The sequence below is a fragment of the Agrobacterium sp. NPDC089420 genome (assembly GCF_044900305.1).
GTDB lineage: Bacteria > Pseudomonadota > Alphaproteobacteria > Rhizobiales > Rhizobiaceae > Agrobacterium.
Genome location: NZ_JBJDMY010000015.1, coordinates 67,831 through 94,037 on the forward strand (window position 1 = coordinate 67,831; position 26,207 = coordinate 94,037).

The 26,207-nt window shown below is 60.7% G+C and carries 22 protein-coding genes; 9 read left to right on the forward strand and 13 right to left on the reverse strand.

Translation table 11 applies throughout. The features are described from left to right. Window positions 1–10 precede the first annotated feature (10 nt). The 3 genes from ACI2KA_RS20770 to ACI2KA_RS20780 are packed head-to-tail and all read right to left on the reverse strand — an operon-like array spanning window position 11 to window position 5,482. Window positions 11–3,289 (reverse strand): error-prone DNA polymerase, encoded by a 3,279-nt coding sequence (locus ACI2KA_RS20770; protein WP_404504352.1) that lies wholly within the window; start codon window positions 3,287–3,289, stop codon window positions 11–13. Next, complete coding sequence (locus ACI2KA_RS20775; protein ID WP_404504353.1) at window positions 3,286–4,803, reverse strand: Y-family DNA polymerase; 1,518 nt, start codon at window positions 4,801–4,803, stop codon at window positions 3,286–3,288. Before ACI2KA_RS20775 ends, ACI2KA_RS20770 begins: the two co-directional genes overlap by 4 nt. After that, window positions 4,718–5,482 carry an ImuA family protein gene (locus tag ACI2KA_RS20780; RefSeq protein ID WP_404504354.1) on the reverse strand — a complete coding sequence of 255 codons (765 nt, stop codon included), beginning with the start codon at window positions 5,480–5,482 and terminating at the stop codon, window positions 4,718–4,720. The genes ACI2KA_RS20775 and ACI2KA_RS20780 overlap by 86 nt, the downstream gene beginning before the upstream one ends. 230 nt (window positions 5,483–5,712) lie before the next feature. Here ACI2KA_RS20780 and ACI2KA_RS20785 point away from each other — a divergent pair, with 230 nt between their 5' ends. The 3 genes from ACI2KA_RS20785 (at window position 5,713) to ACI2KA_RS20795 (ending at window position 7,724) form a co-directional block, all read left to right on the forward strand. Next, window positions 5,713–6,066 carry a DUF1304 domain-containing protein gene (locus ACI2KA_RS20785; RefSeq protein WP_404504355.1) on the forward strand — a complete coding sequence of 118 codons (354 nt, stop codon included), beginning with the start codon at window positions 5,713–5,715 and terminating at the stop codon, window positions 6,064–6,066. Between the two features lie 4 nt (window positions 6,067–6,070). Beyond that, window positions 6,071–7,357, forward strand: coding sequence for a glycerate kinase (locus tag ACI2KA_RS20790; protein ID WP_404504356.1), 1,287 nt, complete (start codon window positions 6,071–6,073; stop codon window positions 7,355–7,357). A 118-nt stretch (window positions 7,358–7,475) separates the two neighbouring features. Beyond that, window positions 7,476–7,724, forward strand: coding sequence for a hypothetical protein (locus ACI2KA_RS20795; protein ID WP_404504357.1), 249 nt, complete (start codon window positions 7,476–7,478; stop codon window positions 7,722–7,724). Between the two features lie 267 nt (window positions 7,725–7,991). Here ACI2KA_RS20795 and ACI2KA_RS20800 read toward each other — a convergent pair whose 3' ends face one another. The 6 genes from ACI2KA_RS20800 to ACI2KA_RS20825 all read right to left on the reverse strand — a co-directional run bounded on the left by ACI2KA_RS20800 (window position 7,992) and on the right by ACI2KA_RS20825 (window position 14,644). Then, a complete protein-coding gene (locus ACI2KA_RS20800) occupies window positions 7,992–9,179 on the reverse strand; it encodes a Gfo/Idh/MocA family protein (protein ID WP_404504358.1) in 1,188 nt (395 codons plus the stop codon). Window positions 9,180–9,200: 21 nt separating this feature from the next. Further along, window positions 9,201–10,253: a sugar phosphate isomerase/epimerase family protein gene (locus ACI2KA_RS20805; protein WP_404504359.1), complete on the reverse strand. Its 1,053-nt coding sequence runs from the start codon at window positions 10,251–10,253 to the stop codon at window positions 9,201–9,203. A 144-nt stretch (window positions 10,254–10,397) separates the two neighbouring features. Further along, window positions 10,398–11,471: an ABC transporter ATP-binding protein gene (locus ACI2KA_RS20810; RefSeq protein ID WP_404504360.1), complete on the reverse strand. Its 1,074-nt coding sequence runs from the start codon at window positions 11,469–11,471 to the stop codon at window positions 10,398–10,400. A 17-nt stretch (window positions 11,472–11,488) separates the two neighbouring features. Beyond that, window positions 11,489–12,337: a carbohydrate ABC transporter permease gene (locus ACI2KA_RS20815; RefSeq protein WP_020809465.1), complete on the reverse strand. Its 849-nt coding sequence runs from the start codon at window positions 12,335–12,337 to the stop codon at window positions 11,489–11,491. Then, complete coding sequence (locus ACI2KA_RS20820) at window positions 12,330–13,268, reverse strand: carbohydrate ABC transporter permease (RefSeq protein WP_404504361.1); 939 nt, start codon at window positions 13,266–13,268, stop codon at window positions 12,330–12,332. Before ACI2KA_RS20820 ends, ACI2KA_RS20815 begins: the two co-directional genes overlap by 8 nt. 74 nt (window positions 13,269–13,342) lie before the next feature. Further along, window positions 13,343–14,644, reverse strand: coding sequence for an ABC transporter substrate-binding protein (locus ACI2KA_RS20825; protein ID WP_404504362.1), 1,302 nt, complete (start codon window positions 14,642–14,644; stop codon window positions 13,343–13,345). 196 nt (window positions 14,645–14,840) lie between these two features. Here ACI2KA_RS20825 and ACI2KA_RS20830 point away from each other — a divergent pair, with 196 nt between their 5' ends. From ACI2KA_RS20830 to ACI2KA_RS20840, 3 genes are read left to right on the forward strand one after another with little or no spacing between them, the layout of a single operon-like run. Beyond that, window positions 14,841–16,040 carry an ROK family protein gene (locus ACI2KA_RS20830; RefSeq protein ID WP_404504363.1) on the forward strand — a complete coding sequence of 400 codons (1,200 nt, stop codon included), beginning with the start codon at window positions 14,841–14,843 and terminating at the stop codon, window positions 16,038–16,040. A 55-nt stretch (window positions 16,041–16,095) separates the two neighbouring features. Beyond that, entirely contained in the window at window positions 16,096–17,196 is a 1,101-nt protein-coding gene (locus tag ACI2KA_RS20835; protein ID WP_404504364.1) for a Gfo/Idh/MocA family protein, read from the forward strand. A gap of 33 nt (window positions 17,197–17,229) precedes the next feature. After that, window positions 17,230–17,871 (forward strand): ThuA domain-containing protein, encoded by a 642-nt coding sequence (locus ACI2KA_RS20840; RefSeq protein WP_003523774.1) that lies wholly within the window; start codon window positions 17,230–17,232, stop codon window positions 17,869–17,871. 191 nt (window positions 17,872–18,062) lie between these two features. Here ACI2KA_RS20840 and ACI2KA_RS20845 read toward each other — a convergent pair whose 3' ends face one another. Then, window positions 18,063–19,421, reverse strand: coding sequence for an amidase (locus ACI2KA_RS20845; RefSeq protein WP_404504365.1), 1,359 nt, complete (start codon window positions 19,419–19,421; stop codon window positions 18,063–18,065). 347 nt (window positions 19,422–19,768) lie between these two features. Between ACI2KA_RS20845 and ACI2KA_RS20850 the strand changes: the two genes are divergently transcribed. The 3 genes from ACI2KA_RS20850 (at window position 19,769) to ACI2KA_RS20860 (ending at window position 23,986) form a co-directional block, all read left to right on the forward strand. Then, window positions 19,769–22,087 (forward strand): EAL domain-containing protein, encoded by a 2,319-nt coding sequence (locus ACI2KA_RS20850; protein ID WP_404504366.1) that lies wholly within the window; start codon window positions 19,769–19,771, stop codon window positions 22,085–22,087. A 30-nt stretch (window positions 22,088–22,117) separates the two neighbouring features. Continuing rightward, the gene (locus ACI2KA_RS20855) at window positions 22,118–23,011 is read left to right on the forward strand and encodes an amino acid ABC transporter substrate-binding protein (protein ID WP_404504367.1); all 894 of its coding nucleotides are present in this window, start codon (window positions 22,118–22,120) and stop codon (window positions 23,009–23,011) included. A gap of 69 nt (window positions 23,012–23,080) precedes the next feature. Then, window positions 23,081–23,986 (forward strand): amino acid ABC transporter substrate-binding protein, encoded by a 906-nt coding sequence (locus ACI2KA_RS20860; protein WP_404504368.1) that lies wholly within the window; start codon window positions 23,081–23,083, stop codon window positions 23,984–23,986. A gap of 39 nt (window positions 23,987–24,025) precedes the next feature. On the opposite strand, the gene minE is transcribed toward ACI2KA_RS20860, so the two are convergent. From minE to minC, 3 genes are read right to left on the reverse strand one after another with little or no spacing between them, the layout of a single operon-like run. Next, entirely contained in the window at window positions 24,026–24,286 is a 261-nt protein-coding gene (gene minE, locus ACI2KA_RS20865; protein ID WP_020809474.1) for a cell division topological specificity factor MinE, read from the reverse strand. Then, window positions 24,283–25,098 carry a septum site-determining protein MinD gene (gene minD, locus ACI2KA_RS20870; protein ID WP_080829757.1) on the reverse strand — a complete coding sequence of 272 codons (816 nt, stop codon included), beginning with the start codon at window positions 25,096–25,098 and terminating at the stop codon, window positions 24,283–24,285. The genes minE and minD overlap by 4 nt, the downstream gene beginning before the upstream one ends. 36 nt (window positions 25,099–25,134) lie before the next feature. Next, window positions 25,135–25,863, reverse strand: a complete 729-nt coding sequence (gene minC / locus ACI2KA_RS20875) for a septum site-determining protein MinC (RefSeq protein WP_404504369.1) — start codon at window positions 25,861–25,863, stop codon at window positions 25,135–25,137. Window positions 25,864–26,207 lie beyond the last annotated feature (344 nt).

Sequence of the window (26,207 nt, forward strand, 5' to 3'; positions counted from 1 at the left end):
GCAATGCGCCTTAGTGAAAATTGCGGGAAATGACCTTTATGCGCTCCACCGCATCGTCATCATGGACGGCAGGCGGCGGATGTTTCCTGATCGCACGGTGATCCTCCGGCGGAATGCCGTGGTGGAACTCGTCGCCGCGCCCATGCGGCAGGGGAAAGGCGCGGTTGCGCTCGCCCACGCTTGCCAAGGCCTCCGACAGGTCGGTCAACCGGTGGGCGACCAGATGCACCACCTCGCCTTCCCGCTGGATCTTGCCGTAAATGCCGACCATACCGGCGGACAGCACCACGCGCCGGTATTTTTCGAAGGTTTTCACCCACAGCACCGCATTGGCGATGCCCGTCTCATCCTCCAGCGTCATGAAGATCACACCCTTTGCCGAACCGGGGCGCTGGCGCACCAGCACCAGACCGGCCGTTTCCAGCCATATGCCATCGCGGGCACGCACCGCCTCCGCGCAGGTAACGATGCGCCGGCGTGAAAGATCGCGCCGCAGGAAACACATGGGGTGTTCGCGCAGCGTCAGCCCCACATGCCCGTAATCCTGCACCACCTCACCGCCGTCGGTCATGGGTCTGAGCGTGACGGATGGCTCCTGAAGCTCGTCCACCACGGTATTTTCCCGGCTGGCGGCAGCGGCGAAAAGCGGCAGCGGCTCATCCCGCAGCGCCTTGATGGCCCAGAGCGCCCCGCGCCTGGAAAGCGCAAGCGACGGCAGAAAGGCATCGGCTTCGGCGAGACAGACCAAAGCTGCGGCGGGAACACCCGCCCTTCGCCAGAGGTCATCCACGGAGACGAAATCGCGATCCTGCCGTCCGGCAACGATTTTCGCGGCGTGGTCATTGGAAAGCCCCTTCACCAAGCGCATGCCGAGCCGCACGGCAAACCGTTCGTCGCCTTTCGCATCTTTTTCGCCCGTGGGCTCCAGCGTGCAATCGAAACGGCTGTTATTGACGCAGACCGGACGCACCTCCACGCCATGATCGCGCGCATCACGCACGATCTGGGCCGGGGCGTAAAACCCCATGGGCTGCGAATTGAGAAGCGCCGTACAGAAAATATCGGGATGATGGCATTTCAGCCATGAGGAGGCATAGGCAATCAGCGCGAAGGAGGCCGCGTGGCTTTCGGGGAAGCCGTAACTGCCGAAACCTTCGAGCTGTTTGAAGATACGTTCGGCGAATTCCTTGTCATAACCGCGCTCCACCATTCCATCGATCAAATCCTGCCGGAATTTGGAGATGGTGCCGACATTCTTGAAAGTGGCCATGGCACGGCGCAATTGATCCGCCTTGCCGGGCGAAAAACCAGCGCATTCGATGGCAATCTTCATGGCCTGTTCCTGAAACAGCGGAACCCCCAGCGTCTTTTCGAGAATATTTTTAAGCTCCGGTTTTTCATACCGAACGGGCTCTTTTCCCTGACGCCGCCGCAGATAGGGATGTACCATATCACCCTGAATGGGACCGGGACGAACAATAGCGACCTGAATGACAAGATCGTAAAATTCGGCGGGCTTCAAACGCGGCAACATCGACATCTGCGCCCGGCTTTCGATCTGGAAAGTGCCGAGGGTGTCTGCTTTTTGGATCATTGCAAATGTTTCAGGATCGTCCGGTGGCATGGCAGCAAGATCGTATCTTTCCCCTTTACGCGCCTCCAGCAGATCGAAGCCGCGCTTCATGCAGGAAAGCATTCCGAGCGCCAGACAATCCATTTTCATGAACCGCACAATATCGATATCGTCCTTGTCCCATTCGATGATCTGTCGATCATCCATGGCGGCTGGTTCAATCGGCACGAGCTCATCCAGCCGATCGTGGGAAAGTACGAAGCCGCCCGGATGCTGGCTGTGATGGCGTGGGGTGCCGACAAGCTGGTTGGCAAGCTCGAAAGCCAGTTTCAGGCGACGATCCTCCATATTGAGGTTCAGTTCCCTTATCTGTTTTTCACCAACACCTTCGCTCCAGCGCCAGACTTGCGAGGACAGAAGTTTGGTCAAATCCTCCGGCAGCCCCAGTACCTTACCAACATCTCGCAATGCCCCTCGACCACGATAGCGGGTGACGACTGAACAAAGCGCGGCTTTGTCGTGGCCATAGGTTTTGTAGACCCATTGAATAATTTCCTCACGGCGCTGATGCTCGAAATCCACATCGATGTCAGGCGGTTCACCCCGGTTTTCGGAAACGAAACGTTCAAAGACGAGATTGCTGAAACGAGCAGGATCAATGGCAGTGATACCAAGGACAAAACAGATAACCGAGTTTGCCGCCGAACCGCGTCCTTGGCACAAGATATCCATCTTACGTGCCTGTCGGACGATAGCACTCACGGTCAGAAAGTAGGGGGCGTAATTTAATCTGCCGACAACATCCAACTCATGATGCAACGCCTTTTCCACCTTCTCCGGCAAACCATTCGGATAACGAACCGGCACCGCTTCCCAGACCAGCTTTTCCAGCGCCTGCTGCGCCGTCAGCCCTGGCAGGCTGCGTTCCTCGGGATATTGATAGACCAGTTCCTTCAGTGAAAATTTGCAGCGTTTCGTAATGTCGAGGCTGCGGGAAAGCGCTTCCGGGTAACCGGAAAACAGCCGGTGCATTTCCTCCGGCGGTTTCATATAGCGGTCGGCATGGCGCTCGCGGCGGAAACCGGCCTCGTCGATGGTGCAATTGTGCCTTATGCAGGTGACGACATCCTGCAGCATGCGCCGCTCCGGCACATGAAACAACACGTCATTGGTCACCACCGTCGGCACATCAGCCGCTTCGGCCATCGCCGACAGTTCGAAAAGCCGCATCTGGTCATTGGGACGTCTTCGAAGGCTGAGCGCCATATAGGCCCGGTCGGCAAAGGTTGCCTTCAGCCGCCGCAGGCGAAGGGCGCAGAGATCGTCGGCCAGATCGGCGAGCAGCACCACGATCAGACCTTCGCCATAGGCAACGAGATCGTCCCATGCCAGCCGGCATTTGCCCTTGCCGCCCCTTTTCTTGCCGACGGAAAGCAGCCGGCAAAGCCGTCCGTAAGCTTGGCGATCCATGGGATAGACCAGCACGGAAAGATCGTCATCCAGATCCAGCCGGCAACCGATGACGAGGCGAACGCCATGATTATCGGCCGCCTCGTAAGCGCGGGGAATGCCCGCAAGACTGTTGCGGTCGACAATGCCCAGCGCCTCGATGCCGAGGCTTTTGGCCTGTTCGAAAAGCTCCTCGCAGGAGCTTGCCCCGCGCAGGAAGGAAAAATGCGTGGTCACCTGCAGTTCGGCATAACGCGGCGTGCTCATGCGAAGACCCCATGGATGAACCAGCCCTGCGAACCTGTTTCGGTATGTTCGCCATCACCGGAGCGGAAGATCCAGAAGCGTTCGCCGCTTTCATTCTCCACCGTGAAATAATCGCGCACAGCGGCCTTTTCCCGGTCGCGTTTCCACCATTCCCCAAACACCCGTTCCGGCCCGTCAGCGCACCGCACATTGTGGCGCACGCCCTGCCAGAGGAAATAACGCGGCGGGTGGTCCGGCAGCAGCGCCAGCGTCTCTATCGGTTCCGGCCTTGCAAAAATCCGGACCGGGCGCGGCCAGTGGCCCGGCCAGCCGAGCATATCCTCCGGCGCCAGCGTGGCAACAGGGGTAACGGAGCGTTCCGGCACGTCGCTCGCCACCGCCGCATAACGATAGACCCGGTGACCGCGATTGAGAATGACATCCACCGTATCGGCAATGTCCGCACGCCCCTCCTCCAGCAGGGAGGAACGGGCCTGCGCGGCGACAAGCGGCTCGGCATGGGTGGCGGTCAGCACCATCATCTCGATGCCGAAGCCGGGATCGATGGTATCGATCCGGTCGGTCAGAAGCCGGACAAGCTGTTTGACATCGCGCACCGGTCTGGACGTGCCGGCCCGCACCGCCTGCAGGCCGCTATCCACCCGGTGCAGCACCAGATCGACCCGGCGGGCGCCAAGGCCGCGTTTTTCCAGCGCGGCGCAAAGGCCGACAACCAGCTTCTGCGTATAACGGGCGATCGTTTCTGCCGCCGCAATCGGCTCGGCAAAGGCGCGCCGCACCTCCACCAGTTCGGGCACGCGCACCGGCTCTATGGGCTCGCCGATCTCGCCGAAAGCCTGGGAAAGGCGGCGGACGACTTCGGGGCCGAAACGCAGGGTCAGCGGCGCGCGCGGGGCTTCGGCCAGCTCGCCGACGCTGCGAAAACCGAGCACCTTCAGCCCGGAAACGACACGTTCCTCCAGCCTCAGCGCGGCAAGCGGCAGCCCGCCGATTGCCGCCCGCTGCCCGCCCGGCGGAACGATGCCGATCTCCTCACGGCCAAAACGCGCCAGCGCATGCGCTGCACCCCAGCTATCGGCAATGGCGGCGCGGGCGCTAAAACCGGCGGCATGCAGGCGGTTGACCATACCGCTCAGCATCAGCGCCTCATTGCCATGCAAATGGTCCGCACCCGCCGTGTCCAGCACCAGCCCGTCCGGCGGGTCGGCGGCGACGATGGGGGCATAAAGGCGCAGGAAATGAAACGCCAGCTGCCGCAGGGCGCGGGCATCAGCCGACGCATCCAGATTTTCGACGAGAAGGCCCGGCACCAGCGCCTGCGCCTTGCTGACCGGCGTGCCGGGGCGGATGCCCGCCGCCTTTGCCGCCTTGTCGAGCGCCAGCACCAGCCGGCGGCTGCCCTGACGGCCGATCATGACCAGCGGTGTTTCAACCGGCGGCGCGTCCTGCCCCGAAAGACGCCGGAAGCGATCCGTCGGCCATGTCGGCAGGTAGAGCGAGACGACCCTTTGCATCACAGGCTTCCACTTCAAATTCGGCACTTTCGCCGCCGCGACATCGCAAGAGTTCCAGAAACCAGCGCGGCCTGCCCACCCCCGGCACCGGCAGGGGTGATGAGGGCCGCACCGAAATGCGCCAGCGGGTGACGGCCGCTGTCGGTTCGCCGTAGAGCGCCGCATCGGCCGCACGCCGGAAGCGGCGGATGGCGATGCCGGTAACACCGGAGGTTTCCGCCGCCAGTTGCAGCCGCCGCGAGGCGGTCATCGGCAATTTTGCCACTTCACCCATCACCGCGCCGAAACCGTTGCAGCGCAAGCCCTCCTCGAAACAGTCAAGCACGCCTTTCTCATCGCGGCATTCGACGATGATGAGCCGGTTCTGCGACAGGCCGGCCTGCGTCAGGCCCGGCATGAACAGATCCCGCCGGGTGACACACCATAAAACCTTGCCGGAAAGCCGTGCCGCCACACCGGCGGCAAAAAGCGCCGCCGCCGCACCATCGGCGGCGCCGTTGCCGCCGCCGCTCAGTTCATGCAGGCAACCGAGCTTCAGCCCACCGCCCGGCAGGTGATGATCGATGGCGTCCACGCCGAAAGGCAAGGTCTCGTGCAGCCGCTCAGGGCTGCTGCCGATCCTTTCCAGCCTTTCACGCAGCTCTTCGACAACGAGCAACTGGTCCGCGCGCTTTTGCATGGCATGACAGGTTTCAATTCCGGTTATTCATCTTTATTGTTCCTGTTTTGTTCCTATTTCAACAAAGAGTCAAGCAACAGGCTGCCGCTCTTCAACAGTTTGCACGGGAAGAGGAGATTCTGGCCTTGCAGCGCTTCATCCCACCGTTAAAACGGAATTGTCCGCCCGTCGCCTGTTCTTCTCAAGAGAACCGCTGACAACGGACATCCGGGTTTTGGAGGAAACCGCCGATGATTGCCAGCATTCTGATTGCCGTGGTTGCGGCCATCCATATTTACATCACCATTCTGGAAATGCTGCTGTGGGAAAAACCGGCCGGCCGCAAGGCCTTCGGTCTTTCGGCGGATTTCGCCCGGCAGACGAAGGTATTGGCCGCCAATCAGGGGCTTTATAACGGGTTTCTGGCGGCCGGTCTGATCTACGGGCTGATGCAGGGCGATGAAGGCCTGGACTTCAAGGTCTTCTTCCTCACCTGCGTTCTGGTGGCCGGTATTTTCGGCGCCATCACCGCCAATATGAAAATCCTGTTCATTCAGGCCTTGCCGGCATTGTTTGCGCTCGGCTTCCTCTGGCTCGGAGCATGAACTCATGACCGCATGGAACGACACCCGGGCCAAAGACGCTCTCAACCGGATATTCATGGCAGCCGTCGCAAGCGCCGATCCCGCAAAGGTGCTGCAACACCACCTTCCCTCCCCGCCCAAAGGCCGCTGCGTGGTGGTGGGTGCCGGCAAGGCGTCGGCCGCCATGGCCGCAGCGCTCGAAGCGGCGTGGCCGCATGTCGATCTTTCCGGTGTGGTGGTGACGCGTTATGGCCATGCGGTCCCGACCTCCCGTATCGAGATCATCGAAGCGTCCCATCCCGTACCGGACGACAAGAGTGCCGAAGCGGCAAAACGCATTCTCGCCGCCGTCGAGGGGCTGACCGCCGACGACATGGTGATCGCGCTGATTTCCGGCGGCGGTTCGGCGCTGATGGTCGCGCCCGCCGAAGGCATGGTGCTTGCCGACAAGATGGCCGTCAATCGTGCCCTTTTGGCCAGCGGCGCGACGATTTCCGAAATGAACGCCGTGCGCAAACATCTGTCCCGCATCAAGGGCGGCCGGCTGGCACTGGCCGCCAGGCCGGCCAAGGTGGTCTCGCTGCTGATTTCCGACGTGCCGGGTGACGATCCGTCCGAGATCGCCTCCGGCCCGACGGTCGCCGATCCGAGCGACATTCAAACCGTGCGCGAAATCGTATCGCGTTATGAACTCGATCTTCCCGATAATGTGCGCAAGGTGCTGGAAAAGGGTGAGGAAACCCCGAAGGCAGGCGACATAGAGGAAGATATCCGGCTGATCGCGGCGCCCTCGCTCGCCCTGCAGGCCGCGGCGGACGAGGCCGTGAAGCGCGGCCTTACGCCGCTGATCCTCGGGGATTCGCTTGAAGGCGAATCCAGGGATGTCGGCGCCGTCATGGCCGGCATCGCACTCTCCGCCAGCCGCAAGGGCCTGCCGGTCAAAGGTCCGGCCGTGTTGCTTTCCGGCGGCGAGACCACCGTGACGTTGAACAGGGGCGTCGGCGGCAAGGGACCGGCCGGAAAGGGCGGCCGCAACACGGAATTCCTGTTAAGCCTCGCGCTGACACTGAAAGGCGCAGCCGGCATATGGGCGATTGCCGGCGATAGCGACGGCATAGACGGCGTCGAGGATGCGGCGGGTGCGGTGGTGACACCGGATACGCTGGAGCGCATGCGTGCCGCCGGTGTCGACCCCCGCCAGTCGCTGGTGAACCACGACAGCTACACGGCTTTCAAAGGGGTCGGTGATCTTGTCGTGACGGGGCCGACCCTGACGAATGTCAATGATATCAGGGCGATTTTGATCGAGTGAAAGCGGAAGCGTTCGAGACGGCGGATGCCCCTTCGGTGAGCGCATCGCGGAGAAGAGCCGTTTTGACTATACCCTCGGACAGGAGTAATCTGGCAGGATATCCTCTGGAGCCTCGGCCATGCGTCCTGAAGTGCTCATACTTGGCCTGATCATGGCCCTTATTCCAGCTTTGGCGGATGCTCATAATTGCAAATGCCGAAATCGCGGTGTGATGTTCCAGCTCGGCCAGACATCCTGTCTGAAGGTCGATGGCGGCTCCTATCTCGCGCGCTGCGAAATGAAGCTCAATGTCTCGTCCTGGACCAAGGTTCAGGACGGCTGCCCGGTGACGCAACGGGCGCAGTTGCAGTCGACACGCGTTGATTGATGACATCGTCGGCGGGCAGACCAGGCTCTGCATCCCGGCCGTGTATCGCCGCAGCCTGCATCTTCCGGTTCCAATCAATAGTCGTGAGCCGAAAATGCCAAGCGACGACGCGAGCGTGCGCCGCTTGTTGCTTCTCTCCGCCGGGCAGAAGGTCGCGGCAGCGGGACGAAGGGGCAAGGGTAGCGATATGCGGAAAGCTTGCCCCTTATGTGCCCCTTCAGGGCATCTTCTCCCCGGCGGGGAGAAGAAATATGCCGTAACGTCGTTTTACAGCTTCACCCAGCCGCCGTTCTTCTTGCCGGACTCGATGCAGGCGGTGACGAAGGCGACACCTTTAACGCCATCATCCACCGTTGGATAAATCACCGCCTTGTCCAGCGCCGAGCCGGTGCGGCGGGCCTCGATGGCATGCGCAGCCTCGGTATAGATGGTGGCGAAGGCTTCCAGATAACCTTCCGGGTGGCCGGAGGGAATGCGGGTGACACGGGCCGCCGCGGCCCCGGCGCCAGCACCGCCGCGGGTGATCAGCTGCTTCGGTTCGCCGAGCCTTGTGAACCACAGATAATTCGGATCGGCCTGCGTCCACTCAAGACCGGCCTTGTCGCCATACACACGCACCTTCAGCCCGTTTTCGTGACCCACCGCAACCTGGCTGCACCAGAGCAGCCCCTTGGCAGCCTGCTTGCCGCCCTTTGGTTTGAAGCGCAGCATCACATGGGCATTGTCATCCAGACGGCGGCCTTCGACGAAGGTGTGCACATCCGCCGCCAGCTCATCCGCTTCCAGACCGGAAATGAAGCAGCCGAGATTATAGGCATGGGTGCCGATATCGCCGGTGGAGCCGCCGACGCCGGATTGGGCCGGATCGGTGCGCCAGACGGCCTGTTTCGCACCGGTCTGTTCCACCGCTTCCGTCAGCCAGTCCTGCGGATATTCCATCTGCACCAGACGGATATTGCCGAGTTCACCGGCCTCCACCAGTTCCCGCGCCTGCCGGACCATCGGATAACCGGTATAGTTATGCGTCAGGATGAACAGCGCATCCGCCTTGTCGGCCACCTGCTTCAGCTTCTTTGCGTCTTCCAGGTTGGAAGTCAGCGGCTTGTCGCAGATGACATGGATGCCGCGCTCCAGAAACGCCTTGGCCGCCGGATAATGCACATGGTTGGGCGTCACGATCGCCACCGCCTCGATACCGTCTTCGCGAAGTGCTTCTTTCTCGGCCATTTCCGCAAAGGAGCCGTAGCAGCGCTCGGGATCGAGCCCCAGTTCACGGCCCGAAGCGAGGGATTTTTCCGGCGTCGAAGACAAGGCCCCCGCCACGAGATCGAAGCGATTGTCCAGCCGCGCCGCCATGCGGTGCACACCGCCGATGAATGCGCCCGAACCGCCGCCCACCATGCCAAGGCGAATCCGCTTGTTCGCCTTGTCGGTCGTCTTTCCTTCAATAGCCATAATATCTCCCCTGAAATCCTTTCAAATCCCGAGCATACGGCGGTTGGCCGCATCGTCGGTGCCGCTCGATGCGAAATCGTCAAAGGCTTTTTCCGTAACGCGGATGATATGCGCCTTGACGAATTCGGCCCCTTCGCGGGCGCCGTCTTCGGGATGTTTCAGCGCGCATTCCCACTCGACCACGGCCCAGCCGTCGAAGTCATTGGCCGCCATTTTCGAGAAGACGGCACCGAAATCCACCTGTCCGTCGCCCAGCGAACGGAAGCGGCCGGCACGGTTCACCCAGCCCTGATAACCGCCATAAACGCCCTGCCGGCCGGTTGGGTTGAACTCCGCATCCTTGACGTGGAACATCTTGATGCGGTCCTTGTAGATGTCGATATTGTCGAGATAATCGAGGCATTGCAGCACGTAATGCGAGGGATCGTAGAGCATGTTGGCGCGGGGATGGTTTTTCACCCGCTCCAGGAACATCTCGAAGGTCACGCCGTCATGCAGGTCTTCGCCCGGATGAATTTCGTAAGCGACATCGACACCCTGCTCGTCGGCATAATCAAGGATCGGCGTCCAGCGTTTCGCCAGCTCGTCAAAGGCGGCTTCCACCAGTCCGGCCGGGCGCTGCGGCCAGGGATAAACGAACGGCCAGGCAAGCGCGCCGGAGAATGTGGCATGCGCCTTGATGCCGAGGTTCTTCGAGGCTTTCAGTGCCAGCTTCACCTGCTCCACCGCCCATTGCTGCCGCGCCTTGGGATTGCCGCGCACTTCGGGCGCCGCAAAGCCATCGAAGGCCTCGTCATAAGCGGGGTGAACGGCAACCAGCTGGCCCTGCAGATGGGTGGAAAGTTCGGTGACTTCGACGCCGTTCTGGCGCGCGACGCCAGCGAACTCGTCGCAATAATCCTTCGATTCCGCCGCTTTTTTAAGATCGATCAGCTGCCCGGCCCATGTCGGCACCTGCACGCCGGCATAACCCTTTTCCGCCGCCCATCTGGTAATGCTGTCCCAGCTGTTGAAAGGGGCAACATCACCGGCAAACTGGCCGAGAAAAAGACCCGGTCCCTTGATCGTTCTCATAAAATCTCCTCCCTGTATCGATACAGTTGAGCGGTAAAACCGCTTTGGCTCCCAGCGCCAAGCTAACCGCTCGTGATTTTCAGACAAGCCCCAAATGCCAGGGGGCGAGAGAATTTCATTATTTCATGCAAAAAGCGGAAGACGTTAAAGCGCCAGCCCGCTGGCCCTGTCGAACACATGCACGCGCTCATGATGAACGGTGGCAGCAAAGGGAGTGTTGACCTTCACCGGCTGCTCGCCATCCACCACCGCCGTTACCTGGTCGCCCGCCAGTTCGAAGACCACATGGGTCTGCGCACCGGTTGGTTCCACCAGCACCGTGCGGCCGGAAAGCGAGATATCGCCGCCAATGGTCGAACCGATATGTTCGGGGCGAAGCCCGATCGTCACCGGCTGGCCGCGCTTGACCTTGCGTGTCGCGGCAATACGGATCGCGGTGCCGTCCTTCAGCCGAGCGGCGGGCTGGTCACCCTCACCATCGACCACACCTTCGATGAGGTTCATGGCCGGTGAGCCGATGAAGGCGGCAACGAAGAGATTGGCGGGCGTCTTGTAGAGTTCCAGCGGTGTGCCCTGCTGTTCGATACGACCGTGATTGAGCACCACCACCCGGTCCGCCAGCGTCATCGCCTCGATCTGGTCATGGGTGACATAGATCGACGTCGTACCGACTTTCTGATGCAGCGCCTTGATTTCGCTGCGCATCTGCACACGCAGCTTGGCGTCCAGATTGGAGAGCGGCTCATCGAACAGGAAAACGGCCGGATTGCGCACCACGGCACGGCCCATGGCGACACGCTGGCGCTGGCCGCCGGAAAGCTGCGACGGCTTGCGGTCGAGAAGCTTGCCAAGGTCGAGCATGCGGGCGGCTTCCGCCACGCGCTCCTCGATGACGTTTTTCGGCTGGCCGGCAAGCTTCAGGTTGAAACCCATGTTTTCGGCCACCGTCATATGCGGATAAAGGGCATAGGACTGGAACACCATGGCGATGTTGCGTTCGCGCGGGGTCATGCCGTTGACCACCTTGTCGCCGATGAGGATATCCCCATCGGTGATTTCCTCCAGCCCGGCGATCATGCGCAAAAGCGTAGACTTGCCGCAACCGGAAGGGCCGACCAGCGCGATGAATTCGCCATCCGCTATATCAAGCGAGATGCCGTGGATGACATCGAGCGCGGCATAGGACTTGGCGATATCCTTAAGTTCGACGGAAGCCATGTTTTGCTCCTTTCAAGTCACGATTTGACGGCACCGGCCGTCAGGCCCGCGATGATGTGTTTCTGGGCGAGGAAGAAGACGATGACGGTCGGCAGGATCGTCAGCGTGATGAAGGCAAGCACCAGCTGCCATTCCGTGCCGAATTCGCCGCGATAGACCATGATGCCGAGCGGCCAGGGATATTTCGATTCCGAATTCAGCATGATGAGCGGCAGAATGTAGCTGTTCCAGCTGCCGACGAAGGAAACGATACCGACGGTGGCGACGATGGGTCGCGAGAGCGGCATGGAGATGTGCCAGAAGAAGCGCAGATAACCGCAGCCATCCACGAAGGCGGCTTGAAACAGCTCCTCCGGCAGATTGCGGAAATAATTGCGGAACAGGAGAATGCTCATGCCAAGCCCGAAGGCCACCTGCGGCAGCACCACACCCCAATAGGTGTCGAGCAGGCCGAGATCACGGATGCGGATGAACAGCGGCAGGATGGCGGTGGCCGCCGGGAACATCAGCCCCAGCAGGAAATAATTGAGCAGGAAGGACGAGCCGAAGAACTTCACATGTGCGAAGGTGAAGGCCGCCATGGCCGAAACGGTGAGCGTCAGGAACACCGTCAAAAGCGCGATGACCAGAGAATTGAAGATCTGCAGCCAGTAACGTTTTCCGAAGAGAATATCGCCGTAATTGGCCCATTGCCATTCCGCCGGAATGCCGAACGGGTTGACGCGCAGGTCTCCCAGCGTCTTGAAGCCGCCGAGTGCTGTGGTGAGCAGCGGGATGAGCACGATGGCCGCAATCAGGCTCAGCGATATATAAAGATAAAGCTTGGTTTGCAGCGGCATGCGGACGGAGGTGGATGTGTCAGTCATGGCGCATGAAAATCCTTTTGTAACCGAAGGCGAGCGTCACGCAGATGACGAACAGAACGACGCCGACCGCACTGCCGAGCCCGACCTGCATGCGCATGACGCCGTAGGTGTAGAGGAAGGTGACCATGGTCTGCGTGGAGTTGGACGGACCGCCGCCGGTGAGCGGCATGATCATGTCGAACAGCTGCAATGAGCCGATCACCGCAAAGAAGACGGAAAGGCGCACGGTGGAGCCGAGCATCGGCAAGGTGACATAACGGAACTTCTGCCAGCCGGAGGCACCGTCGATTTCGGCCGCTTCCAATACGTTCTTGTCGACGGACTGAAGGCCGGCGATGAACAGCATCATGTGGAAACCGAAATATTTCCAGACGATGACGCCGAGCACGGCATAGATCGCCACATCCTTGTCGGCCAGCACGTAAGGATTGGCGAAGCCGAAGAAATTGGAGATGGCGGCAAACAGGCCATAATCGCCGTCATAAACGAAACGCCAGATCAGGCCGGCTGCAACATCCGCAAGCACATAGGGCAGGAAGAACACCAGCCGGAAGGCGACGACGCCCGGAATACGGTGCGCCAACATCATGGCAAGCCAGATCGCCAGGGGAATCTGGATCAGCACCGAGATCAGGATGATGAGGCCGTTATTCATCAACGCCTGCGAAAAGGCGGCATTGCCGAACAGGACCTGAAAATTCCGCAGGCCCACGAAATCCGTCGGCGTGCCGTAACCGTTCCAGCGGTAAAGGCTGTACCACGCCGCCTCGCCCATGGGCAGGATGACGAACAGGGTAAAGAGCAGCAGCGCCGGCGGCAGAAACACCAGAAGGGTCAGCGCCCGGTCATGCGCGACCGAACTTTGCTTGCGCTTGACCTTCGCCGCGGCGCGCGCGGGCATGGATGCAGAAGTCATGGAAATATCCGTCATCTCTATCCGCTTTCCTTTGTGCAGATATTCTTGCGGCGTCGCGTTTCATCGCGACGCCGCATCGCAATCCAAAGTCAGCGCAGTTCGAAAGCGTCCTGAATCTGTTTGGCGCCCTCTTCCGCGCTCATCTGGCCGGAGACGATCTCGACGGAGACATCGTTGACGACGCGGCCGACGGCAGCGCCCAGCGTCTGATCGAAGAAGTTCTGGTGCCAGGTGGAGCCGGCAAGCTGCTTGGCCGAATCCGCCAGCAGCGGGTTCTTGACCGCACCGTCCGCACCCGTCGCAACCGGCAGGATCATGCCGGCAGCCGCCATCTTCTCTTCACTTTCCTTGCTGGTCAGGAAAGTCGCGAAATCGATCGCTTCCTTGGAGGCGTTTTTCGTGACCGCCCAGCCGTTCAGGCCACCCAGCGTATCGGTGGCCTTGCCTGCACCACCCTCGACGACCGGGAAGGCGAAGCGGCCGATATTGTCCGCGGCCAGCCCCTTGCCGTCGCCGGCATTCTTGCGCTGGTTGGCTTCGGTATTATCGAAACCGAGGATCATCGCCGCCTTGCCGTCACCGAAGACGCCAAGCGCCTGCGGCCAGGTGGAGCCGAGATAACCGGGCTGGAAGGGTTCGAGCTTGCCGAATTCGGCCAGCTGCTCACCGGCCTTGATGATGGCGGGATCCATGAAACCTTCGCCTTCGCCCTTGCGGGCGGCATCGAACACGGCCTGCCCGCCATTGCGCATGACGAGATAGCTCCAGTAGAAATGGATCGGCCATTTTTCACCGCCGCCACCGGCGATCGGAACGATACCGGCTTCCTTGATCTTTTTGACCGTGGCGCCGAGATCGTCCCAGGTCTTGATGTCTTCCGCCTTCACGCCGGCCTTGGCAAACAGCTCCTTGTTATAAAAGAAGCTGACGAGGCTGACCTTGTAGGGCACGGCCCAGACCTTGCCGTCAAAAGACAGGCCTTCGATTGCCGACGCATTATAGGCCTGCCGCAGCTTGCCGCCATCGGCGTCAAAAACCTCAGTCAGGTCCTTCAGCGCACCGGTTTTGGATTGTTCCTCAAGAACGCCGCCGCCCCAGCTATAGAAGAAATCCGGCACGTCGTTGGATTGCAGCAAAGTCGGCAACTTCGCCTTGAAGGCTTCGTTTTCCAGGAATTGCAGCTGCACATCCACGCCCGGATGTTTGGCCTCATAATCCTTGGCAATCTCCTCCCAGACGGCCACGGATTTCGGGTCCAGTTCCACATGCATCCATTTAACGACCGTCGCGGCCGAGGCGCTGGCCGTGCCGAGCATGAGAGCAATGCTTGTCGTTGCGGCAAAGCCTGTCAGCCTGCCGCTCAGGCTTGCGCCTGCGTGCCAAATCGTCATGATGATGATCCTCCCTGGGGGATTTCCTCATTTATTCCCCAATGCGGATTAATTCACATTAGGCCCCGCCCGATGTCAAGGCACCATGCCGATTTTTTGCGCTGACAGCTTGACACACCCCTCCCTTACACCGTTATTTAATCCGCAACCCGACATAAATCGGTTCTCGAACCGGCATCGATCGCAGCAGGACCCCATGAAGACCGCAGACCCCGAATTAATGCGCGCGATCAACAGGCTGAGCGTGCTGGACAGCATCCGCCGCCACGGTCCGATCTCGCGGGTGGAAATCAGCGAAAGAACGCAGCTTTCCACCACCACCGTCTCGGCGATTACCGCCTCGCTGCTCGATGACGGGCTGATTCTGACCCGCCATATCGGCGATATCCGCACCGAAGGCGCGCGCGGCAGGCCGCGGGTGATGCTGGAGCTGAACCCGGACGCCGCCCGTGTGGTGGGCGCCAAGATCGCCGCAAGCCGCATGATCTTCGTCGTCACCGATTTTTGCGGCAACGTGCTTTCAACCCTTGCTTTGCCGATCCGTGTCGACCGCCAACCGATCGGCGTCATTGCCGATCTGGTGGAGGATGGGGTGCGCCGCTGTGTGGTCGATGCCGGCCTGTCGCTGGAAGATGTGGACATGGTCTGCCTCGGCCTGCCCGGTGTCATCGAGCATCGCACGGGAAAAATCCGCAGCAGCCCGATTTTGCGCGAAGTAAACGTCAATTTCGCCGAGGAAATGACCGCGCGGCTGAATTCACCGACCATCATCGAAAGCGACGCCCACGCCATCACGCTCGCCCACCACTGGTTCGGCCATGCCCGCGATCTCGAAGACATGGTGCTGATCTCGCTCGAACAGACGCTCGGGCTTGGCGTATTGCACCAGAACCAGCTGTTCCGCGGCGCCGGCGGCCTCAGCCACAATCTCGGCGACCTCGTCATCGGCCTTGCCAATGAGGGCACGGTGCGGCTGGCGAGCCAGGCAGGCGAAACCGCGATTTTAGGCGCACGCCCGGCGGATGGCCGTTTTGCCGAGGCAATCCGGCTTGGCCGCGGCATGCAGCATGCCCATGCGCTGATTGCGGCAGAGGACCATGATCTCATCGCGGCGGCCCTGCGCGCCGGTTCAGCACTCGGCCTGACGCTTGCCAATATCGTTACATTGTTTGCGCCGCCGCGCGTCATCATCACCGGCTCCAGCCTTGAGCTCGGCGAACCCTTCATCACCAGCATCCGCGACAGCTACAACGCCGCCGTGCCACCCTCGCTGGCCGGTGTCGCGGAGCTGGTTTTCGACATAGCGAGCGATGAATTGTGGGCGCAGGGCGCGGCGGCCGTCGCCCTCTACGAGCTTTACGAATCGCCATGGAACACCACGGGGCCTGCGCTTTAGCCGACAGGGCAGAGCAGCGGGTTTAGACATTTCTGATTTTACGGGAGGAAATCACATGAACAGGGTCGGTATCGGCATCATCGGCTGCGGCAACATCTCCAGCGCCTATCTCAAGGCCATGGCGTCGTTTCCCATTCTCGACATTCGCGGACTTGCGGATATGAACGCGGCGGCCGCGAAAGCCCGCGCCGATGAATTCGGCCTGCAGGCAAAAAGCATCGACACGCTTCTTTCCGACCCTTCCGTGGAGATCATCGTCAACCTGACGGTACCCAAGGCGCATGTGGAGGTTGGGCTACGCGCGCTCGACGCCGGCAAGCACGCCTATTCCGAAAAACCGCTCGGCATCAATTTCGCCGAGGGCAAGCGGCTTGCGGATGCGGCAAAGGCGAAGGGCCTGCGCATCGGTTCGGCCCCCGACACCTTCCTCGGCGGCGGGCACCAGACCGCGCGCCGGCTGATCGACGAGGGCGTGCTCGGCCAGCCGGTCGGCGGAACAGCCACCTTCATGTGCCCCGGCCATGAGCGCTGGCACCCCAATCCGGCCTTTTATTACGAGGTCGGCGGCGGACCGATGCTGGATATGGGTCCCTATTACATCACCGATCTCGTCAACCTGTTCGGCCCGGTCGCCAAGGTTGCGGGCTTCGCCATCGCGCCGCGCAATGAACGCCTCATCACCAGCGAACCGAAGAACGGCGAAAAAATTCCCGTTCATGTTGCTACCCATGTCTCCGGCGTGCTGGCCTTCCAGAATGGCGCCGTGGTGCAGGTGGGCATGAGCTTCGATGTGGCGGGCCACAAACATGTGCCGCTGGAACTTTACGGCACGGAAGGCACGCTGCTCGTGCCCGATCCCAACCATTTCGGCGGTGAGGTGCAGTTGCTGAAAAAGGGCGGCCAGTTCGAGCCGCAGGCGCTGTCTTCGCCTTATGCAGATGGCAATTACCGCTCCATCGGTGTCGCCGACATGGCCCATGCCATTCGCGAAAACCGCCCGCACCGTGCCAATGGCGACCTTGCCCTGCATGTGCTGGAGGTCATGGAAGCCTTTCAGACGGCATCGGACAGCGGCACGACCGTTTCCATCACCACCAAGGCGGAGCGCCCTTTTCCGCTCGAAACATCGCTGGTCGACGGCCAGCTCGGCAAATAATCAAGTCATCCAATAATCCGGAGGAGGAAATAAATGCGCGAAGCACTCATCGTCTGGGGCGGCTGGAGCGGCCACGAACCGCAGGAATGCGCCACCATCGTCAAGGACATGCTGGAAGAGGACGGTTTCAAGGTCTATGTCGAGCACTCAACCGAGGCCTTCGCCGACCCGTCCGTGCATGATCTGAGCCTTGTCGTGCCTATCGTCACCATGTCGAAGATCGAAAAGGAAGAGATCAAGAACCTCACGGCCGCCGTCGAAAACGGCGTCGGCATTGCCGGTTTCCATGGTGGCGCGGGCGACAGTTTCCGCGAATGTGTGGAATACCAGTTCATGATCGGCGGCCAGTGGGTCGCCCATCCCGGCAACATCATCGACTATCACGTCAATATCACCCGCCCCGACGACCCGCTGATGGAGGGAATTTCCGATTTCCCCTACACCTCGGAGCAATATTACATGCATGTCGACCCTTCGAACGAGGTGCTGGCGACGACGAAATTCACCGGCGACCATGCCTGGTGGATCGACGGCGTGGTGATGCCGGTGGTGTGGAAACGCAAATACGGCAAGGGCCGCGTCTTTTATTCGGCACTCGGCCATCAGGCCAAGGAATTTTCCGTGCCGCAGATGAAGACCATGTTCCGCCGTGGCGCCAACTGGGCGGCTCGGTAAGGTTTTCGGAGCGGCGGCCTTACAAAGCGCCGAAATGCATCCTGCACCATCCACCCACTCGGCGTCATCCTCGGGCCTGTCCCGAGGATCCAATCACATATCGCAACATGGACCGGCGCAGATTCTCGGGACAGGCCCGAGAATGACGGAGGAGAGGTTCACAAACTAGCAGGATGAGCCACAGCCTCTTTTTAGCCCCGAACAATCTCTTCCGCCGCCATCGCAACACCCAGTACATGATCGTCCGTGCCATGCAGGCCGGAAAGCAGCAGGCCGACCGGCATTCCCGCCTCGCCCGTTCCGCAAGGGATCGACACGCCGCAGAGATCGAAAAAATTGCCGATCTGGGTGTTGCGCAAGGTCTTCGCATTCATGGCGAAAAAGGCATCGTCATCATCGAGAAGCGGTGCGACCTTGGCCGCCACATGCGGCAATGTCGGCGATACCAGCAGCTCTTGCCTGCCAACCATGCCGGAAAACGCCGCCGTCATACGTTCGCGCGCTTCGAGGATGGCGATATAGTCCGGCATGGAGATATTCGCGCCGAGCCTGGTTCGGGCAACGACACGCGGGTCCATGCGCGCGGCATCCGCACCTTCCAGCCGGGCTTTATGCAAGGCGAAGGCTTCCGCCGTTACCAGCGCACCCTTCTCCCTGACAAGCTCGAACAATTCCGAAAAAATCGGGAACGCCTGCCGCCGCACCGAGGCGCCGGCGCGGACAAGACGGTCCACTGCCTGCTCGAAAGCGGCGGCAACGCCATCCTCGATGCCATCGAAGAATACCGTTTCCGGAACCACCAGCGACAGGCCGGAAAGAGGCGCGCGCGCAAGATCGGCAGCCGCCTTGCCGCGCATGGCGGCATCCACCCAGACGGCATCCTGCACGGTGCGGGTGAGCGGCCCGAGCGAATCGAGGCTTTTTGCAAGCGGATAGACGCCGCGCATCGAATAACGGCCGCGGCTGGCCTTGTAACCCACCACCCCGTTAAAGGCGGAGGGAATGCGCACCGATCCGCCGGTATCCGTGCCGATCGCCACCGGCACCAGACCGGCAGCCACGGCGACGCCCGCACCGGAGGATGAACCGCCAGGCAGGCGGTGGCCATCCCTTGAAGCCGGATTACGCGGCGTGCCGTAATGCGGATTGATGCCGAGGCCGGAAAAAGCGAATTCGCTCATATTGGTGCGGCCGATGCAGACCATGCCCGCCTGTTTCAGCGCCGTCACCACATCCGCGTCGCGGGACGCCGCTGCGCCCTCCGCAAGCACCATCGAACCGGCCGTGGTCACCATGCCTTCAAGATCGAAGAGGTCCTTCCAGGCCACCGGAATACCGTCCAGCACCCCGCGGGAACGGCCCTCACGAATGCGTTTCGATGCGGCATCCGCCTCCGCCATGGCCCGCTCTGCCGTCAACCCGACAAAAATGGCCTGATCGTCCTCACCGCACACCGTATCGAGCGTCTCTTCCACCAGATCGCGCGGATCGAGACCCCCGCTCTGGACAAGGCTGGAAAGCTGCGCGACGTTTTTGCCCCTGTGAGCCATGACGACATTCCCTTGAACCGCATATTGCGCCCAACATGCCGTTTATCGGCCGCTTGGCAAGGCCGGTGGCTGCGCCTTTATGGTTGAAACGCCCGCCCTGAAGGCGCAGGATGGGATGCAGGGATGCCGACCTGATCCGGCACAGCAGCATCGTCGCGGGCGTCTGCCTTTTTCAACCGCAGGCATATCTGGCGCGCGCCTTACATTAGCGACGACTATAAAAAGACGGATTAATTCTTAATCGCATCTAAACTTTGTTGAATTATTTAGCAGACACCATTGAAATACATGCCCTATAAAAATTCCATAAAACAATCATAACGCGACATCGCGGGGGACTATCGCGAATGGAAGAGACTGCCTATCGCGGGACGGATAGACAGGTCGAACCCGGCCAGACGCTTGGCGCAACGACGCGACCGGACAAAGGCCGGTTTTCGCGGCGGCGTTCGCTCGCCAGCAAGATTACCCTGATCTTTCTCGGCGGCGTGATCTTTTCCTACAGTATCGGCGCGCTCGTCGGCTGGTACATGTTCGTGGCAGCCGCCAGCGAGCAGTGGCTCAATCAGGCCCGCGTCAATTCGCAGATCGCCAGCGCCACCCTGCGCGGCATCTACACCTATGTCAGCGTCACCGCCGATGCCGACGGACAGGTCAACGGCATATTGACCGACAAGCCGATCGGCGACGACGAATCCATTCTCGTCACCGGCTTCAATCCGAGCGACGTTCTTGCCCTCATCGGCGCGCAGACCAAAAATGCCGTCTGGCTTTTCCGTTATGACGAAGCCGATTCCGGCTTCCGCCAGATCGCCGCGGCTTTCGACAACGCCACCGATGATGACGAAAAACCGCTGGCAACCGACCCCATCTTTTCCAGGGATGCGGTGGCGGCACGTTTTGCCACCGGCTTTGCGACCATTGGCGAGTCCAATCACTATATCGGCCTGCTGCCGATCATCAGCACGGAAACGAAAAAACCGATCGGCGCGGTTGCCGTCAGCATCGGCGGCTCGGATGCGCTTTACGGCGCGCAACGCAAGCTCATCTACAACTCGCTCGTCGCGCTGATCGTGGTCCTGACGGTCACCGGCATCCTCGTGACGCTGATCGCCCGGCATTTCCTCAAACCCGTTCCCGCCCTGGTGCAGGCGACACTGCGGATCGCCCGCGAGGAAACCGATACGGTCACGCCGTTTCAGGAGCGAAGGGACGAGATCGGCGACATGGCCACCGCCATCGAAACGCTGCGCGAAGCGGTTCTGGAGCGCGGACGCCTCAGGCAGATACGCGACATGGCGCAGCAGCTGGAACATATGGCCCATCACGACGCGCTCACCGGCCTTCCGAACCGCGTGCTGCTGATGAAGACGCTGGAAAACCGTCTCGAACATCTTGCCGCATCCGGCCAGCCGTTCAACGTCATGCTGCTCGACCTCGACCGCTTCAAGGCGGTCAATGATACGCTGGGACACGCGGCCGGCGACGCCCTGCTGGTGGCGGTGGCCTCGCGGATATCCGCCGTGCTCGGTGAAAACGACATGGTGAGCCGGCTTGGCGGCGACGAATTTGCGATCATACAATCGACGAACGGCGACTGCGAGAGCGACGCGGCGATGCTCGCGGCCCGGGTGGTGCATGCCGTCTCGCGCAGCTTCAACCTCGAAGACAGCGACATCAGCATCGATACCAGCATCGGCATTGCCTGTGCGCCGGGTCACGGCACGTCCGCCACGCAGCTTTTGCAGCACGCCGATCTCGGGCTTTATCGGGCGAAATCCATGGGCTGCGGCTATTTCGTGTTCTACGAGCCCGGCATGGACATGGCGGCGCAGCACAAGCACGCGCTGGAAATAGACATGAAATCCGCCCTGGAGAACCACGAATTCGAGCTGCATTACCAGCCCGTGGTCAACCTGCAAAGCGGCCGCATCGTTGCCTATGAGGCGCTTGCCCGCTGGCGGCACAGCAAGCTTGGTCTCATCTCTCCGGACCACTTCATCACCCTTGCGGAAGAGAACAACTTCATCAAGCCATTGGGAGAATGGGTTCTTTCGCAGGCCTGCGCGGATGCCATGAACTGGCCGAAGGACATCCGGCTCGCCGTCAATCTTTCCGCCGTCCAGCTCTGCAACGACGACATTGTCCCGATTGTCGACCGGGCGCTTGCAACATCCGGTTTCCCGGCGGAGCGGCTGGAACTGGAAGTGACGGAAACCGTCATGCTGGAACGCGACAGCAGCGCCAGGGCCTTGAAACTCCTGAAGGAAAGGGGCGTTCGCCTCGCGCTCGACGATTTCGGCACGGGTTATGCCGGATTGAGCACGCTGACCCATGTCGCCTTCGACAAGATCAAGATCGACCGTGAATTCGTCTCCGGCCTGCCCGCCAACCCCATGTGTTCGGCGATCGTCAACACCATCATCGACATGGCCGAACAGATCGGTCTCAAGGTGACAGCCGAGGGTGTGGAAGACAGGGAACAGGTCGAGGCCCTCAAGCTTTCCGGATGCGACGAAGCACAGGGTTATTACTTTGCCCCGCCCGCTCCGCTCGCCCGGATACTCAAGAACCGCGCCGTCATCGCTCCGGTCGGCGAGGATGAATTCGCCGACGTCGTTCGGCCAACCCAGGACAATTACTGCCCGCCCCAGAAAGCGATTTGAGAAACCGGCCGCCGGCCAAAAGGACATAAAATGCGTCTTGCAGTATTTTGCCTTTTCCTCACATACTTTGTCCCCCTCACGCCCCTCCAGGCCGCCGGCGAAGGCGGCACGCTTCAGCAGATCGCCAAGAGCGCGAAAATCCGCATCGGCTATCGCGAGGCCGAACCACCCTTTTCCTATCAATTGCCGAGTGGTGAGGTTACCGGTTTTTCGACCGATCTGTGTCGCGCCATCAGCGAGGATATCCGCAAACAGCTGAAGCTCGAAAAGCTCGATCTCGAATATGTCAAGGCCACACCCGCCACCCGCTTCATTCTCGTGCGCAGCGGCCAGATCGATATCGAATGCGCCGCCACGACCAATAACAGCGAGCGCCGGAAGATCGTGGATTTCTCCTATCCGAATTTCATGACCGCGACCCAGTTTCTGTCGCGCAGGCAGGACAATCTGAAAAGCCTTGCCGATCTGGCCGGCCGCTCCGTCACATCCGCTTCCGGCACCGTCAACATCGAACAGCTGAATGCGGTGAACCGCGAAAAGAACCTCAATATCTCGGTCATGCCGACAAAGACCAACGAGGAAGCCTTCGAACTCGTCGTTTCCGGCAAGGCTTCCGCCTTCGTCATGGATGGCATCCTGCTGGCGGCGCTGGCGGCGACATCGGAAAATCCGAACCTCTATGCGCTTTCCGAGGAAACGCTGAGTGCGCCCGAACCCTACGGGCTGGTTTTCCGGCGCGACGACCCGGCCTTCAAGACCGCCGTCAATGAAAGCCTGCGGCAGATTTTCACCGGCCCGACCATTCACGGTCTCTATGAAAAATGGTTCACCAAACCCATTCCGCCCAACGGCATGAACCTGAACCTGCCAATGGCCGCCGCCCTCAAACAAGCCTACGAACATCCGAGCGAATACCGGGACTGAGGGCCTCCCCTCCCGCCCTCATTTTCATCAAGACACCTTTTGACTGAGCATTTTAGCTGGAGATGCGCGATGCAGAGATCGACATTGTGGCTTGCATTCGGGATTTTAAGTCTTTTATCCACCCAGGCGGCGAGCGACGACAGCCAGCCGCCAACCCTCGACACCATTGCCAGAACCGGCATTATCCGGCTCGGTTATGCCGACCGCAACGTTCCCTTTTCCTATCTCGGCACCGGCCCGGAACCGATCGGCTACAGTATCGAGCTTTGCCTGAGGGTGGCGGATTCCATCAAGAAGAAACTGGGCCTGCCGGAACTGAAGATCGATTTCGTCAAACGCACGCCGAGCAACCGCATCACGCTTCTCAATGACGGCACGATCGACATGGAGTGTGTGGCGAGCACCAATAACGAGGAACGACGCAAGGCAGTATGGTTTTCCTACAGCCATTTCATCACCGGCACGCGTTATGTCGCGCTGAAATCGAGCGGCATGAACACGGTTGCCGATCTTGCCGGCCGCACCGTGGTGGTGACGACGGGAACCATCAATATCAGCCAATTGAATGTGCTCAACCGCAAGCTGGGGCTGAATATCGCCGTTCTCCAGAATGACAGCACCGAAGGCGGTTTCGACATGGTGACGGAAAACCGCGCCTCGGCCTTCGTCATGGACGATATTCTTCTGCGATCCTTCGTCGCCGAAACCGGGCGGCCGGAAGACTATACCATCTCGGACGAATATCTCGCGCCGCCGCAGCCCTATGGCCTGATGCTCCGCCACGGCGACACCGGTTTCCGCGATGCCGTCAACGAGGCGCTGGGAAAGATCTATGAGAGCGGCGAAATCGATAAAATCTACGACAAATGGTTCAATGCGCCGATACCGCCAAACGGCATGAACCTCAAGCGGCCGCTGCCCGGCGATCTGGCAGAGGTGTTTCGCAAGCCTGTCGATACGACGGCCAGCCGATGAGACGCCGCCCGGTGGCGGGCGACGTCTTTTACCGAATGCCTATGCGGCGCGCAGATCAGCCCCGAGCGGAATCTCGACGTCGATCTCCAATATGGAGACATGTTCGTCGCGATCCATCTTCACATGCACCCTGTCATTGTCGATCTGCACGTGTTTGGCGATGACGCCGAGAATTTCTTCCCGGAGGATGGCGACGAGATCCGAACCCGACGATGCTCTTTCGTGGGCGAGCAGCACCTGCAGGCGCTCACGCGCAAGCGGTGCCGACTTCTGTTTGCGGAAGAGGCTGAAGATGCTCATGCAGCCCTCCTTGCGAAGATCTTGGAAAAGATGCCGCGCTTCTCGCCCGGAATGACGACGGGAATATCCTCGCCGGACAGGCGGCGGGCAGCGTCGAAATAGGCCATGGCCGGGGCGCAGCGCGCATCCGCCAGGGTGACTGGGGCGCCGACGTTGGAGGCGCGCAGCACATCCGTGCTTTCGGGAATGATGCCGAGCAGCGGAATGGAGAGGATTTCCAGAACGTCGTCCACCTTCAGCATGTCGCCGCGTTCGGCGCGGGCGGAATCGTAACGCGTCAGGAGCAGGTGCTTTTCCATGCGCTCGCCGCGTTCGGCCTTCAGCGTCTTGGAATCGAGCAGGCCGATGATGCGGTCGCTGTCACGCACCGAAGAAACCTCGGGATTGGTGACGACGACGGCCACATCCGCATGGCGCATGGCCAGCGTCGCGCCGCGCTCGATGCCGGCCGGGCTGTCGCAAATCACCCAGTCGAAATGTTTCTTCAACTCGTTGATGACCCATTCGACACCTTCCGGCGTCAGATTGTCCTTGTCGCGCGTCTGCGAGGCGGGCAGCAGGAACAGCGTCTCGAGGCGCTTGTCGCGGATCAACGCCTGCGTCAGCTTGGCATCGCCCTGGATGACGTTGACGAGATCGTAAACCACGCGGCGTTCGGCACCCATGACGAGATCGAGATTGCGCAGGCCGACGTCGAAATCGACGACCACGACCTTCTCCTTGTTCTGCGCCAATGCGGCGCCAAGCGCTGCGGTCGAGGTGGTCTTGCCGACCCCGCCCTTGCCGGAAGTTACAACGACTACCTTCCCCATATGGCTCTCTCCTGTTCCTGAGTTGTTTCTCTGTTATCAGCCGAGCTTTGCGGCCTTGATCGTATCGTTTTCCAGCCAGAGCTGAACGGGCTGGCCGCGCAGCTTGTCGTCAATGTCCTCGGCCACCTTGTAGACCCCGTCGATGGCCAGGAGCTCCGCTTCGAGCTTGCGGCAGAAGATGCGCGCCGAAACATTGCCGAGCGAACCGGCCATGGCCCGCCCGCGCAGCGCGCCGTAAATATGCACCGACCCGCCGGCGATGATTTCCGCACCCGAGGCGACCGAACCGATGACGGTGACGTCGCCCTCCGGAAACATGATCGACTGGCCGGACCGCACCGGTTCGTTGATGACCAGCGACTGCACCACCGCACGAACGTCACCCGACGCCTGCGGCTTTGCCTCCGACACTTCGGCTGCGACGGCGACCGGCTCGACCTCGACATCGGAGGCAGGCTTTCCGCCCTTCAGCGACGGCGGCATGCCGGGTTCGATCATCGAGGGGCGAACGCCCTCGATGCCCATGATGCCGACATTGCGCTCCGTCAGCGCCGCCAAGAGCGCTTTCAGCCCGGCCTTGTCGAGCGTCAGTTCCGAGACATCCAGAACCACCGGACGCGACAGGAAGAAGCCGGCCGAACGGGCGGCAAGATCATCAAGCCTTTCCAGCCATTGATCGACCGGAGATTCGGGAGACAGAACCACTGCGAGAAAGGAGCGGCCTTTGATACGGATCGAACGCTGGTCTGTTAGCACTTTGGTCATCTTGGTAAACAAATCGTTGACAATTAGGTATCTCGAATATGGTTAACAAATGGTTAACGCCACCCCGATGGCGGCCGTTTCGTTAAGAAAATTCCGCTGCGGCAATTCTCAGGCAAAACATTCAAAACCATCTCCTACCCTTTGATTATACATATCTTGTACCGGTTCCGAAAACTCACGATAGCAGCTTATCCTTGCTGCAACCTGACGCCCCGGGGGCAGGACAGGCGTGTCATGCCCCTATCCTAACCCCGCGAGTCGCGAAACATGTGAACCGTCCGATTCCGGGACAATGGCTGCCGCGTGCCGGACCACCACCCTCTGTCTGCCGAATGGAAAAGCGA

Bases quoted from the DNA above. Each gene is read 5' to 3' on its own strand.
- ACI2KA_RS20770 (WP_404504352.1), bottom strand. From the start codon at position 3,289: ATGAGCACGCCGCGTTATGCCGAACTGCAGGTGACCACGCATTTTTCC.
- ACI2KA_RS20775 (WP_404504353.1), bottom strand. From the start codon at position 4,803: ATGCAAAGGGTCGTCTCGCTCTACCTGCCGACATGGCCGACGGATCGC.
- ACI2KA_RS20780 (WP_404504354.1), bottom strand. From the start codon at position 5,482: ATGCAAAAGCGCGCGGACCAGTTGCTCGTTGTCGAAGAGCTGCGTGAA.
- ACI2KA_RS20785 (WP_404504355.1), top strand. From the start codon at position 5,713: ATGATTGCCAGCATTCTGATTGCCGTGGTTGCGGCCATCCATATTTAC.
- ACI2KA_RS20790 (WP_404504356.1), top strand. From the start codon at position 6,071: ATGACCGCATGGAACGACACCCGGGCCAAAGACGCTCTCAACCGGATA.
- ACI2KA_RS20795 (WP_404504357.1), top strand. From the start codon at position 7,476: ATGCGTCCTGAAGTGCTCATACTTGGCCTGATCATGGCCCTTATTCCA.
- ACI2KA_RS20800 (WP_404504358.1), bottom strand. From the start codon at position 9,179: ATGGCTATTGAAGGAAAGACGACCGACAAGGCGAACAAGCGGATTCGC.
- ACI2KA_RS20805 (WP_404504359.1), bottom strand. From the start codon at position 10,253: ATGAGAACGATCAAGGGACCGGGTCTTTTTCTCGGCCAGTTTGCCGGT.
- ACI2KA_RS20810 (WP_404504360.1), bottom strand. From the start codon at position 11,471: ATGGCTTCCGTCGAACTTAAGGATATCGCCAAGTCCTATGCCGCGCTC.
- ACI2KA_RS20815 (WP_020809465.1), bottom strand. From the start codon at position 12,337: ATGACTGACACATCCACCTCCGTCCGCATGCCGCTGCAAACCAAGCTT.
- ACI2KA_RS20820 (WP_404504361.1), bottom strand. From the start codon at position 13,268: ATGACGGATATTTCCATGACTTCTGCATCCATGCCCGCGCGCGCCGCG.
- ACI2KA_RS20825 (WP_404504362.1), bottom strand. From the start codon at position 14,644: ATGACGATTTGGCACGCAGGCGCAAGCCTGAGCGGCAGGCTGACAGGC.
- ACI2KA_RS20830 (WP_404504363.1), top strand. From the start codon at position 14,841: ATGAAGACCGCAGACCCCGAATTAATGCGCGCGATCAACAGGCTGAGC.
- ACI2KA_RS20835 (WP_404504364.1), top strand. From the start codon at position 16,096: ATGAACAGGGTCGGTATCGGCATCATCGGCTGCGGCAACATCTCCAGC.
- ACI2KA_RS20840 (WP_003523774.1), top strand. From the start codon at position 17,230: ATGCGCGAAGCACTCATCGTCTGGGGCGGCTGGAGCGGCCACGAACCG.
- ACI2KA_RS20845 (WP_404504365.1), bottom strand. From the start codon at position 19,421: ATGGCTCACAGGGGCAAAAACGTCGCGCAGCTTTCCAGCCTTGTCCAG.
- ACI2KA_RS20850 (WP_404504366.1), top strand. From the start codon at position 19,769: ATGGAAGAGACTGCCTATCGCGGGACGGATAGACAGGTCGAACCCGGC.
- ACI2KA_RS20855 (WP_404504367.1), top strand. From the start codon at position 22,118: ATGCGTCTTGCAGTATTTTGCCTTTTCCTCACATACTTTGTCCCCCTC.
- ACI2KA_RS20860 (WP_404504368.1), top strand. From the start codon at position 23,081: ATGCAGAGATCGACATTGTGGCTTGCATTCGGGATTTTAAGTCTTTTA.
- minE (WP_020809474.1), bottom strand. From the start codon at position 24,286: ATGAGCATCTTCAGCCTCTTCCGCAAACAGAAGTCGGCACCGCTTGCG.
- minD (WP_080829757.1), bottom strand. From the start codon at position 25,098: ATGGGGAAGGTAGTCGTTGTAACTTCCGGCAAGGGCGGGGTCGGCAAG.
- minC (WP_404504369.1), bottom strand. From the start codon at position 25,863: ATGACCAAAGTGCTAACAGACCAGCGTTCGATCCGTATCAAAGGCCGC.